Here is an 11,793-nt window from a genome sequence, read left to right as displayed (position 1 = left end):
GTCCCCGGCGCGCCCGAGCAACGACAGGTCCCTTTCCTTGTCCATGTCCTCCGCCCTGTCCCCGTCCGCCTGGCTGCGCGGCCCCCGGCGTCCGTCCTGGCTCTCCGACCCGAAGGTGCTGCGCACCGAGGTGCTCGGCGGTCTGGTCGTGGCGCTGGCGCTGATTCCCGAGGCGATCTCCTTCTCGGTCATCGCCGGGGTCGACCCGGCGGTCGGGCTGTTCGCCTCGTTCACCATGGCCGTGACGATCGCGCTGGTCGGCGGGCGGCCCGCGATGATCTCGGCGGCGACCGGCGCCGTCGCCCTCGTCATCGCGCCGCTCAACCGCGAGCACGGCTTCGGGTACCTGGTGGCCGCCGTGATCCTGGCCGGTGTGTTCCAGATCGTGCTGGGCGCGCTCGGGGTGGCGAAGCTGATGCGGTTCGTGCCGCGCAGCGTGATGGTCGGCTTCGTGAACTCCCTCGCCATCCTGATCTTCATGGCGCAGGTGCCGGAGATGACGGACGTGCCGTGGCCGGTGTATCCGCTGATCGCGGCGGGCCTGGCGATGATGGTGTTCTTCCCGAAGCTGACCACGGTGGTGCCGGCGCCGCTGGTGTCCATCGTGATCCTCACCGTGATCACCGTCGCCGCCGGGATCGCCGTGCCGACCGTCGGCGACAAGGGCGACCTGCCGTCGTCGCTGCCCGTGCCGGGGCTGCCGGACGTGCCGTTCACCCTGGACACGCTCACCACCGTCGCGCCGTACGCGTTCGCCATGGCGCTGGTCGGTCTGATGGAGTCGCTGATGACGGCCAAGCTGGTCGACGACATCACCGACACCCGCTCCTCCAAGACCCGTGAGTCCGTCGGGCAGGGAGTCGCCAACATCGTCACCGGCTTCTTCGGCGGCATGGGCGGCTGCGCGATGATCGGCCAGACGATGATCAACGTGCGGGTGTCCGGGGCGCGGACCCGGCTGTCGACGTTCCTGGCGGGCGCGTTCCTGATGGTGCTGTGCATCGTGTTCGGGCCGGTCGTCTCCGACATCCCGATGGCGGCGCTGGTCGCGGTCATGGTGATGGTGTCGGTGGCGACGTTCGACTGGCACTCGATCGCGCCGAGGACACTGCGGCGCATGCCCGTCGGGGAGACCGTCGTCATGCTGGTCACCGTCGTCTGCGTGGTCGCCACCCACAACCTCGCCATCGGCGTCGTCGTCGGCTCGATCGCCGCGATGGTGGTGTTCGCGCGGCGCGTCGCCCGGCTGGCCGAGGTCACCGCGGTCACCGACCCGGACGGCCGCACGGTGGTCTACCAGGTCACCGGCGAGCTGTTCTTCGCCTCCTCCAACGAGCTGGTCGGCCAGTTCTCGTACGCCACCGACCCGGACCGGGTCGTGATCGACCTGTCCGCCGCCCACATCTGGGACGCCTCCTCGGTGGCCGCGCTCGACGCCGTCGAGACGAAGTACGCCCAGCGCGGCAAGACCGTCGAGATCGTCGGCCTGAACGAGCCCAGCGCACGGATGCACAAGACGCTCAGCGGCGAGCTCACCGGCGGCTGACCGGAAGGCGGGGCAAGCGGTCAGTTTCCGAGAAGCGCCGGCGGCCGAGGCGGTCCTACCGTCGACGGCATGAACTCCATCGACTCCGTCACGCTGGAGGTGGCCGACCCCACGGCCGCCGCGCACTTCTACGCCGACGCCTTCGGCCTGGACCGTGAGCGGGTGCGCCTGCGCCCCTCCGACGAGCCCACGAGCGGCTTCCGCGGCTTCACCCTGTCGCTGGTGACGTCCCAGCCCGGCGACGTCGACGCGCTGCACCGGGCCGCGCTCGACGCGGGCGCCACCCAGCTGAAGCCCGCCGAGAAGTCCCTGTGGGGCTACGGCGGCGTCGTCCAGGCGCCCGACGGCACCATCTGGCAGCTGGTGACCTCGACGAAGAAGAACACCGTCCCGGTCACCCGGACGATCGACGAGATCGTGCTGCTGCTCGGCGTCGAGGACGTGAAGGCGAGCAAGCAGTTCTACGTCGAGCGCGGGCTCACCGTCGGCAAGAGCTTCGGCGGCAAGTACGTCGAGTTCGCGGGAGACCCCGGCAGCATCAAGCTGTCCCTGTACAAGCGGAAGGCGCTGGCGAAGGTCGCGGGCGTGCCCGTCGAGGGCGGCGGCTCCCACCGCATCACGCTCGTCAGCCCGGTCGGCCCCTTCACCGACCCGGACGGCTTCGTCTGCGAGGCGCCGGAGCGGAAGCCGGACGAGTGAGACACGGGGCGGCGCGCCCGCTCACTTCGTGCCCACCGTCCGCAGCACCGTCAGCACCAGCGTCCGCGCCGTCTCCACCACCTCCCGCACGCTCACGTGCTCCCGCGCGCTGTGCGCCACCGCGATGTCGCCGGGACCGTACTGCAGGGTGGGTGTCCCGGCGCCCGTGTAGTGCCGCAGGTCGCTGCCGTACGGCGCCCCGCGCCGCCGCGGCGCCGGACCGCCCGTCGCGTCGGCGTGCGCGGCGGCGACCGTGTCCGCGAGGGGGTGCCCCTCGGGCAGCATGCCGCTCGCGAACTGCCCGCCCGGCCAGGTCACCGTCGCCGGATGCTCCCGCAGCCACGGGTCGGCGGCGCACGCCTCGGCCACGCACCGCTCCAGCTCCGCGCGCGCCTGAGCCGGGTCCTCGCCGAGCCGCACGCCGTACCTGCCCTCCGCGACCAGCAGGTCCGGCACGCTGCTGGCCCAGTCCCCGGCCCGTACCGTGCCCACCGACAGGCCGTACGGAATCGGGTACTCGGCGAGCAGCGGGTCCGGGTCCCGGTTCCGTTCCTCCTCCAGCGCGGCCAGCGCCCGGTGCAGCGGGAGATAGGCGTCGACCGCGCTGACGCCCTGCTCCCGGGAGCTGCCGTGCGCGGCCTTGCCCGGCACGGCGATCCGGAACGTCAGCGCGCCCGCGTTGGCGGTGATCAGCGTGTTGGCGGTGGGCTCGGCGATGACGCAGGCGTCGCCGGTGTGACCGCGCCGCAGCGTGCCGAACGCGCCGAGGCCGCCGTCCTCCTCCCCGACGACGAAGTGCACGGCGACCCGGCCGCGCAGCCGTGTCCCGGCCGCCCGTATCGCGGCCAGCGCGGCGAGGTGCGCCGCGAGACCGGCCTTCATGTCGCACGCCCCGCGCCCGTGCACCAGGTCGCCCTCCGCCCGCGGCACGAACGGGTCCCCGTCCCACGCGGCCAGGTCCCCCGGCGGTACGACGTCCACGTGGCCCTGGAGGATCAGCGTCGGTCCGTCGCCCCCGTCGGGGGTCGTCCCGACCAGCCCCCACGCCTCCTCGCGCGGCGCCTCCGTGCCGGGGAAGTCCGGGTCGGCGCGCAGCGCGGGCAGGTCCATCGACCACAGGTCGACGTCGAGCCCCAGCCACTCCAGCCGCCCGGCGAGCTGATGCTGCAGCTCCGCCTCGGCGGCGCTGCCCGTGACGCTCGGCACGGAGATCAGCTCCATCAGCGTCCGCGCGGTCGCCGCCGCGTCCACCGCGGCCAGCGCGGCACTCTCCTCGTCGCTCAGCACGACGCCCCTCCCCTCATGCCGGGGCCGGCCCGACCCGGCCCCCCGCATGCATCCTGCGCACCCGACGCGAGGGCTACGCCCCCGAGTCGCCCCGTTCCCCCGTCGCCCCCGCCACCGTGAAGCCCGTGACCGTGCCGCCGCCCTCCCGGTGGAAGGCGTAGGGCGCTCCGCCGTGGGCGAGGGCGACCTCGCGGACGATCGAGAGGCCCAGGCCCGAACCCGGCAGCGACCGTGCGTCGGCGGCGCGGTAGAAGCGGTCGAAGACGCGGGTCAGGTCCGCGTCGGCGATGCCCGGGCCCCGGTCGCGGACCTCCACCCGCACCGTGCCCGGGCGGGCCGGACCCGCCACGTGGATCTCCACGGGCGCCCGGCCCTCCCGGTCGAACTTCACCGCGTTCTCCACCAGGTTGGACAGCGCCCGGGTGAGCATCCCGGGCCGCCCGTGGGTCGTGGTGTCGCCGCCGGCGTGCACCACGATCTCGCGTCCCGTGCGCCGCCGGGCGACGCCCGCCACCTCCTCGGCGACGTCCGCGAGGTCGATCCGCTGCGGCGGCTCCGTGTCGGACTGCCCCGCCGCCAGGTCGACCAGCTCGTTGACCAGGTCGGTCAGCTCCCGCGCCTCCTGGGCGAGATCGGCGACCAGCTCCTCGCGGCTGTCGGGCGGGAGCTCGTCGATGCGGCGCAGCAGCGAGATGTTGGTGCGCAGGGACGTCAGCGGGGTGCGCAGTTCGTGCCCCGCGTCCTGGACCAGCCGGCGCTGGTCCTCCTCGGACTGGGCGAGCCGCCCCAGCATCCGGTCGAAGGCACGCCCGAGCCGCCCCACTTCGTCGTAGCCGGCGACCGGCACCTGGATGCCGAGGTGGCGGGTGCGGGCGACGGCCTCGGCGGTGTTGGTGAGCACCACCAGACGGCGTGTGATGCGCCGGGCCAGCCACCAGCCGAACAGCCCGGCGGCCACCACCACGGCCGCCATCAGCAGGAACGTACGCCGCTGGAGCGCCCGCAGCAGGTCCTCCGTGTCGCTGAACTCCTGCGCGACCTGCACCGCGCCCCGGCCGCCGCCCAGGGAGACGGTCGCCACCCGGTAGACGTCGTCGCCGACGTCCACCCCGGCGTGCACGACCACCCGCCCCGCCGCGGCGGCGCCCGCGACCCGGCGGTCGTCGTCCTCCACGGGCAGCCCGGGGTCGCCGGGGTCGACGATCCGGCCGTCCGGCCCGAGCACCTGCACGTCCGTGCGGGCCGGCCGCACCAGGTCGTGGCCGGGCGCGGCGGAGGAGAAGTCGTGCGGCGACATCCGGTTCGTCCGGACCTCGTCCCGCAGGTCCCGCACCACCTCGTCGAACACGGACTGCTGGTCCACCCGTACCAGCCGCGCGGCCGCGTTGTACGACAGGAAGCCGACCAGCAGCGTCACGGTCGCCGTCACCGCCGCGAACGCCACCGCGAAGGTGGTGCCCAGCGACAGCAGCCGCATCCGGTGACGCGCAACCGACGGCCCGTGCGCACCGCCGCCGACGGCCACTCAGCCCTCCCGCAGGACGTAACCCACCCCGCGCACCGTGTGGATGAGCTGCGGGGCGCCGGGCTCGTCGAGCTTGCGGCGCAGATAGCCGACGTAGACGGCGAGGTTCTTGGAGCCGGGGCCGAAGTCGTAGCCCCAGATGCGGTCGTAGATGGTGGAGTGCTCGAGGACCACGCCCGCGTTGCGGATCAGCAGTTCCAGCAGCTCGAACTCGGTGCGGGTCAGCTCCAGTTCGCGGTCGCCGCGCCAGGCCCGGCGGGCCTGCGGGTCCATGCGCAGCCCGGCGGCCTCCAGGAAGCGTCCGGACGGCGCGGGCGCCCCGGGCTCCTGAGGGGCGGCCGGCTCGGGCTCGGCGGGCGCGGGGGCCGCGCGGCGCAGGAGGGCGCGGAGCCGGGCGAAGACCTCCTCGACGTCGAACGGCTTGACGACGTAGTCGTCGGCGCCCGCGTCGAGCCCGGCGATCCGGTCGGCGGTCTCCACCAGCGCGGTCAGTATCAGCACCGGGGTGCGGTCGCCCTCGGCGCGCAGCACCCGGCACACCTGGAGTCCGTCGATGCCGGGCATCATCACGTCGAGCACCAGCACGTCGGGCCGGCTGCGGTGGGCCTGCGCGAGGGCCTCGACGCCGTCGGCGACGGCCGTGACGTGGTAGCCCTCCAGGGTCAGCGCGCGCTCCAGCGCGTTGCGGATGGCGCGGTCGTCTTCGGCGAGCAGAACGGTGTGCGGCACCCGCCCAGTGTGCCAAGCCGCCGGAGCCGGGCGGCCATGCCGGCCGCCCGGACCTCCGCTTCTTACCGCCGTCTCACCCGCCAGGGCGCAGGGCGGCGAGCCGTTTCTCGAAGGGCGTCACGTTCTCGAACGAGTCCTTCTTGGGGAGCGGGGCGCTTCCGGGCGCCTGACGGCCAAAGGCGCCCGCACCGCTGCCGTTCACCGTCCGGACCGCGTCCGCCGGAGCCCCCTGCCGGGGCAGGGACCGCGCCGACGTGCCCGCCGACAAGGCGGCCAGCTCCCCCGCCGCCCGCCCGATCCGGGCGTCCAGCCCCTCCGCGCCCCAGTCCTCCGACGCCGCGTAGACGCCCGTCGGGACGACGACCGCGCGCAGGTAGGAGAAGAGGGGACGCAGGGCGTGGTCCAGGACCAGGGAGTGACGGGCACTGCCGCCCGTCGCCGCGATCAGCACCGGCGTGCCGGTCAGGGCCTCCGCGTCGGTGGAGCTCAGCGCGTCGAAGAAGGACTTGAACAGCCCGCTGTACGACGCCGAGAACACCGGGGTGACCACGATCAGCGCGTCCGCCCCGCCCACCGCGTCGAACGCCTCCGACAGCGCGGGCCCGGGGAAGCCGTTGGTGAAGGTGTGCGCGATCTCCACGGCGAGGTCCCGCAGCTCGATCACCTGGACCTCGCTCCGGTCCTCACCGGCGGCGGCGACCGCGGCCGAGGCGAGCCGGTCGCCCAGCAGACGCGTGGACGACGGGACGCTCAGCCCGGCCGACACGACGACGATCCTCATGTGCGCGCCCCTTCCTGTGCGGCGGCGTTCTTCCGGGCGGCGCCCAGCAGCGAGGCGTGGGTGGGCGCCTCCGGCACGTCGGCCGGACGGTTCTTCGCGAACTCCTTGCGCAGCACCGGCACGACCTCCTCGCCGAGCAGGTCGAGCTGCTCCAGCACGGTCTTCAGCGGCAGCCCCGCGTGGTCCATCAGGAACAGCTGACGCTGGTAGTCGCCCGCGTAGTCGCGGAAGGACAGCGTCTTCTCGATCACCTGCTGCGGGGAGCCCACGGTCAGCGGGGTCTGCGCGGTGAACTCCTCCAGCGAGGGCCCGTGCCCGTACACCGGCGCCACGTCGAAGTACGGCCGGAACTCCCGCACCGCGTCCTGCGAGTTCTTCCGCATGAACACCTGCCCGCCGAGCCCGACGATCGCCTGCTCGGGGGTGCCGTGCCCGTAGTGGGCGTACCGGCTCCGGTACAGCTCGACCATCCGCTTGGTGTGGTCGGCCGGCCAGAAGATGTTGTTGTGGAAGAAGCCGTCGCCGTAGTACGCGGCCTGCTCGGCGATCTCCGGCGAGCGGATCGAGCCGTGCCAGACGAACGGCGGCACGCCGTCCAGCGGGCGCGGCGTGGAGGTGAAGCCCTGCAGCGGGCTGCGGAAGCGTCCCTCCCAGTCGACGACGTCCTCGCGCCACAGCCGGTGCAGCAGCGCGTAGTTCTCGATCGCCAGGTTGATGCCCTGCCGGATGTCCTGGCCGAACCAGGGGTAGACCGGGCCGGTGTTGCCGCGGCCCATCATCAGGTCCACCCGGCCGTCCGCCAGATGCTGGAGCATCGCGTAGTCCTCGGCGATCTTCACCGGGTCGTTGGTGGTGATCAGCGTGGTGGAGGTGGACAGCAGCAGTCGCTCGGTGCGGGCCGCGATGTAGCCGAGCATGGTCGTCGGCGAGGACGGCACGAACGGCGGGTTGTGGTGCTCGCCGGTCGCGAACACGTCCAGGCCCACTTCCTCGGCCTTCAGCGCGATGGCGACCATGGCCTTGATCCGCTCACGCTCGGTCGGCGTGCGCCCCGTCGTCGGGTCGGGGGTGACGTCCCCGACGCTGAAGATCCCGAACTGCATGGCCGCTCACCTTCCAGGTTTGTTGACGGTTCAACTATACCCCTGGAACGACACCCCGCCCCGTCCTATTCCGCCTGCCCGGACACGGCCTCCCGATCCCCCGTCCCCACCGGCACCGGCTCCCCCGCCCGCAGCCGCGCCGCCTGCTCGGCGCCGTACTCCGTGGTGCGCCGCATGTGCTCGATGAACAGCTCCAGCTCACGGTCGTCCAGGTCGTCGAAGAGCGCGAACCAGCCGTTCCCGACCCGCTCCCAGACCCGCGCCACCTCGGCGACCCGCTCCGGCACCGGCGCCACCAGCACCACCCGCCGGTCCCCCGCGTCCCGCTCGCGGACCACGTACCCGGCCCGCTCCAGCCGGTCCACCAGCCGCGTCGCCGACCCGGTCGTCAGCCCCGTCAGCTCCGCGATCCGCCCGGTCGTCACCGGACCGGGCTCCAGGGTGAGCAGGTTCAGACACTGCAGATCGGTCGGATGCAGGCCGAGGCGGTCGGCGAGCGCCTGGTTGAACAGCGCGTACGACGCCATGTAGCGGCGGGCCACCACCGCCAGCTCCGCCATCAGCCGCGCCCGCCGCTCCCCCGGCGGCCCCTCCGTCCTCGCCGTCGTCGCCGTCGTCGTCCTGTCCCCGGCCCGTCCGTCCGCTGCGTCCGTCACGGGGCATGTATCCCGCGGACCGCGGCGGCGCAGGCGCCCTCCAACAGGTGACGCGGGCGGCCTCCGGCGGTGAGCGGGCGGTCTCCGGCGGTGAGCGGGCGACCTCCGGCGGTCACGCGGACGGCCCGTGCGAAGCTGCCGCCATGCTCATCCTCCGCTCCGCCGCCCTGTTCGTCCTCGCCGCGATCCTCGAGATCGGCGGCGCCTGGCTGGTCTGGCAGGGCGTCCGCGAACACCGCGGCTGGATGTGGGCGGCCGGCGGCGTCCTCGCCCTCGGCGCGTACGGCTTCGTCGCCACCTTCCAGCCCGACGCCCACTTCGGCCGGGTGCTCGCCGCGTACGGCGGCATCTTCGTCGCCGGGTCGATCCTGTGGGGCGTCGTCGCCGACGGCTACCGCCCGGACCGCTGGGACATCGCCGGCGCGCTGGTGTGCCTGGCCGGCATGGCGCTCATCATGTGGGCCCCGCGCAACGGCTGACCGGGCAACCGACGAGCGCCCGCCCACGCCCTTTTCCGCCCCGCCTATGCTGGCCGGGCGCGCCCGTACCGCACGCGCCGACCGTCCACCCCCGCGCCACCGCCCGCCCGAGGAGCAGCTCATGGCCACCGCCGTACCGCCCGCCGCGTCCCGTATCGCCGTCGTCACGGGAGCGAGCAGCGGTATCGGCGCCGCCACGGCACGCAGGCTCGCCGAGGCCGGCTACCGCGTCGTCCTCACCGCCCGCCGCAAGGACCGCATCGAGGCGCTCGCCGAGGAGCTGACCGCGGCCGGCCACTCCGCGACGGCGTACCCCCTCGACGTCACCGACCGCGCCGCCGTCGACGAGTTCGCCACCGCGTTCCGCACCGTCGGCGTGCTGGTCAACAACGCGGGCGGCGCCCTCGGCGCGGACCCGGTCGCCACCGGCGACCCGCAGGACTGGCGCACGATGTACGAGACCAACGTCATCGGCACCCTCAACCTCACCCAGGCCCTGCTGCCCAAGCTCGACGCGAGCGGCGACGGCACGGTCGTCGTGGTCTCCTCCACCGCCGGACACGCCACCTACGAGGGCGGCGCGGGCTACGTCGCCGCCAAGCACGGCGCGCACGTCCTCGCCGAGACCCTGCGCCTGGAGATCGTCGGCCGCCCGGTGCGGGTGATCGAGATCGCGCCCGGGATGGTGAAGACGGAGGAGTTCGCCCTCACCCGGTTCGGCGGCGACGCGGACAGGGCCGCCAAGGTCTACGAGGGCGTCGCCGAGCCCCTCACCGCGGACGACGTGGCCGACACCATCGCCTGGGCCGTGACCCGGCCGCCGCACGTCAACATCGACCTCCTGGTCGTCCGCCCCCGCGCCCAGGCGTCGAACACCAAGGTGCACCGGGAGACACGATGACCACGGACGGCGGGACGACCGGGGGCGCGGAACCGGACGGCGGCGGCACCACGGACGGCGAGCGGCGCCGCCTCGAGCTGGAGAAGAAGCGCGAGCGCTACGTCTGGCTCTACCTCGGCTACTTCCTCTTCGGCATCCACATCGTGGCGTTCGTGATGATTTACGCGGTGAAGCACGCCCCGTAGGGCCATCCTGTACGGGTACGGCCCCCGACACCGAGGAGGACGGACCGTGCGCGACGTGACCTACGCGATGGGCATCTCGCTCGACGGCTACATCACCGCCCCGGACGGCGGCCTCGACTGGTCGGCGCCCGAGGAGGACGTCTTCCGCTTCTGGATCGAGGAGACCCGCGAACTCGGCGTCCACCTCCTCGGCCGGCGACTCTACGAGACGATGCTCTACTGGGAGACCGCCGCCGACGACCCGTCGCTCAGCGACGCGGACCGCGAGTGGATCGAGGTCTGGAACCCGCTCCCCAAGGTGGTCTTCTCCCGCACCCTGACGGAAGTGAAGGGCAACGCCCGCCTGGCCACCGGCAGCGTCGCCGAGGAGATCGCACGGCTGCGCGAGGAACCCGGCGAGGGCGAGATCGCGATCGGCGGGGCGGCCCTGGCCGCCGAGGCGGCCGCGGCGGACCTGATCGACGAGTACCGCACGGTGGTCCACCCGGTCCTCCTCGGCGGAGGCACCCGCTACTTCCCCCACGACGAACGCCGCGTCCACCTGGACCTGGTGGAGACCCGCACGCTCACCCCGAACACGGTGTACCTGCGCCACCGCGTGCGGAGGTGACGTCGGGGGTCACCCCGCACGCGGTGGCGGCTCTCAGCCCTTGACGCAGACGACCTGCTTCAGCTTCGCGACGACCTCCACGAGGTCCCGCTGCTGGTCGATGACCTGCTCGATCGGCTTGTAGGCGCTCGGGATCTCGTCCACCACACCGGAGTCCTTACGGCACTCCACGCCCTGGGTCTGCTCCTCCAGGTCCTTCGCCGTGAACCGCCGCTTCGCCGCGTTGCGGCTCATGCGCCGGCCCGCGCCGTGCGACGCGGAGTTGAAGGACGCCGCGTTCCCAAGACCCTTCACGATGTACGAGCCGGTGCCCATCGAGCCCGGGATGATCCCGTACTCGCCGGAGCCCGCGCGGATCGCGCCCTTGCGGGTGACGAGCAGGTCCATACCGTCGTAGCGCTCCTCCGCCACGTAGTTGTGGTGCGCGCTGATCTCCTGCTCGAAGGTGGGTTTCGCCTTCTTGAACTCCTTGCGGACCACGTCCTTCAGGAGCGCCATCATGATCGACCGGTTGTACTTGGCGTACTCCTGTGCCCAGAACAGGTCGTTGCGGTACGCCGCCATCTGCGGGGTGTCCGCGACGAAAACCGCGAGGTCCCGGTCGACCAGGTTCTGGTTGTGCGGGAGCTTCTGTGCGACGCCGATGTGGTGCTCGGCGAGCTCCTTGCCGATGTTGCGGGAACCGGAGTGGAGCATGAGCCAGACCGAATCGGACATATCCACACAAACCTCGACGAAGTGATTCCCCCCGCCGAGCGTCCCCATCTGCTTCGCCGCCCGCTCCTCGCGGAACTTCACCGCGTCCGTGACCCCGCCGAACCGGGTCCAGAAACCGTCCCAGCCGCCCGTCGCGAAGCCGTGCAGGCGGCCGGGGTCCACCGGGTCGTCGTGCATGCCCCGGCCCACCGGGATCGCCTGCTCGATCTTCGAGCGCAGCCGGGACAGATCACCCGGCAGGTCGTTCGCCGTCAGGGACGTCTTCACCGCCGACATGCCGCAGCCGATGTCCACGCCCACCGCCGCCGGGCACACCGCGCCCCGCATCGCGATGACCGAGCCGACCGTCGCGCCCTTGCCGTAGTGGACGTCCGGCATCACGGCCAGGCCCTTGATCCACGGCAGGGTGGCGACGTTCCGGAGCTGCTGGAGCGCGCCCTCCTCGACCGTCGTCGGGTCCGTCCACATCCGGATCGGCACCTTCGCGCCCGGTATCTCCACGTACGACATGACGTCCTCATTCCCCCGGAAACACAACAGAAGTAGCGAAACGCAAAACCGGCGCCAAGGTCGAT

The 11,793-nt window shown here is 72.8% G+C and carries 13 protein-coding genes; 6 read left to right on the top strand and 7 right to left on the bottom strand.

Annotation, left to right across the window (positions count from 1 at the left end; all coding sequences use genetic code 11):
- Positions 1-43: 43 nt before the first annotated feature.
- Complete coding sequence (locus AY578_RS18750; protein ID WP_019526482.1) at positions 44-1,546, top strand: SulP family inorganic anion transporter; 1,503 nt, start codon at positions 44-46, stop codon at positions 1,544-1,546.
- A gap of 69 nt (positions 1,547-1,615) precedes the next feature.
- Entirely contained in the window at positions 1,616-2,245 is a 630-nt protein-coding gene (locus AY578_RS18745; RefSeq protein WP_136238120.1) for a VOC family protein, read from the top strand.
- Positions 2,246-2,266: 21 nt separating this feature from the next.
- Here the strand turns inward: AY578_RS18745 and AY578_RS18740 are convergent, their stop codons facing one another.
- The 6 genes from AY578_RS18740 to AY578_RS18715 all read right to left on the bottom strand — a co-directional run bounded on the left by AY578_RS18740 (position 2,267) and on the right by AY578_RS18715 (position 8,230).
- Positions 2,267-3,532, bottom strand: a complete 1,266-nt coding sequence (locus AY578_RS18740) for an ArgE/DapE family deacylase (RefSeq protein ID WP_019526480.1) — start codon at positions 3,530-3,532, stop codon at positions 2,267-2,269.
- A gap of 73 nt (positions 3,533-3,605) precedes the next feature.
- Positions 3,606-5,009 carry a sensor histidine kinase gene (locus tag AY578_RS18735; RefSeq protein WP_258903125.1) on the bottom strand — a complete coding sequence of 468 codons (1,404 nt, stop codon included), beginning with the start codon at positions 5,007-5,009 and terminating at the stop codon, positions 3,606-3,608.
- Positions 5,010-5,057: 48 nt separating this feature from the next.
- Positions 5,058-5,786, bottom strand: a complete 729-nt coding sequence (locus AY578_RS18730; RefSeq protein WP_019526478.1) for a response regulator transcription factor — start codon at positions 5,784-5,786, stop codon at positions 5,058-5,060.
- 73 nt (positions 5,787-5,859) lie between these two features.
- Complete coding sequence (locus tag AY578_RS18725; protein WP_258903124.1) at positions 5,860-6,567, bottom strand: CE1759 family FMN reductase; 708 nt, start codon at positions 6,565-6,567, stop codon at positions 5,860-5,862.
- Positions 6,564-7,670, bottom strand: coding sequence for an LLM class flavin-dependent oxidoreductase (locus AY578_RS18720; protein ID WP_019526476.1), 1,107 nt, complete (start codon positions 7,668-7,670; stop codon positions 6,564-6,566). Before AY578_RS18720 ends, AY578_RS18725 begins: the two co-directional genes overlap by 4 nt.
- A gap of 65 nt (positions 7,671-7,735) precedes the next feature.
- Complete coding sequence (locus AY578_RS18715; RefSeq protein ID WP_019526475.1) at positions 7,736-8,230, bottom strand: MarR family winged helix-turn-helix transcriptional regulator; 495 nt, start codon at positions 8,228-8,230, stop codon at positions 7,736-7,738.
- Between the two features lie 239 nt (positions 8,231-8,469).
- On the opposite strand from AY578_RS18715, the gene AY578_RS18710 reads away from it, so the two are divergent.
- The 4 genes from AY578_RS18710 (at position 8,470) to AY578_RS18695 (ending at position 10,501) form a co-directional block, all read left to right on the top strand.
- Positions 8,470-8,805 (top strand): YnfA family protein, encoded by a 336-nt coding sequence (locus AY578_RS18710; RefSeq protein ID WP_026244069.1) that lies wholly within the window; start codon positions 8,470-8,472, stop codon positions 8,803-8,805.
- A 121-nt stretch (positions 8,806-8,926) separates the two neighbouring features.
- Positions 8,927-9,706, top strand: coding sequence for an SDR family NAD(P)-dependent oxidoreductase (locus AY578_RS18705; protein WP_136238117.1), 780 nt, complete (start codon positions 8,927-8,929; stop codon positions 9,704-9,706).
- Positions 9,703-9,891 (top strand): hypothetical protein, encoded by a 189-nt coding sequence (locus AY578_RS18700; protein ID WP_019526472.1) that lies wholly within the window; start codon positions 9,703-9,705, stop codon positions 9,889-9,891. Before AY578_RS18705 ends, AY578_RS18700 begins: the two co-directional genes overlap by 4 nt.
- A gap of 46 nt (positions 9,892-9,937) precedes the next feature.
- Positions 9,938-10,501 (top strand): dihydrofolate reductase family protein, encoded by a 564-nt coding sequence (locus AY578_RS18695; protein ID WP_019526471.1) that lies wholly within the window; start codon positions 9,938-9,940, stop codon positions 10,499-10,501.
- Between the two features lie 33 nt (positions 10,502-10,534).
- Here the strand turns inward: AY578_RS18695 and AY578_RS18690 are convergent, their stop codons facing one another.
- Entirely contained in the window at positions 10,535-11,728 is a 1,194-nt protein-coding gene (locus tag AY578_RS18690) for an RtcB family protein (protein ID WP_136238116.1), read from the bottom strand.
- Positions 11,729-11,793 lie beyond the last annotated feature (65 nt).

The sequence above is a fragment of the Streptomyces thermocarboxydus genome (assembly GCF_024760485.1).
Taxonomy (GTDB): Bacteria; Actinomycetota; Actinomycetes; order Streptomycetales; family Streptomycetaceae; genus Streptomyces; species Streptomyces cellulosae.
This window is presented reverse-complemented; position numbering and strand designations above follow the sequence as displayed.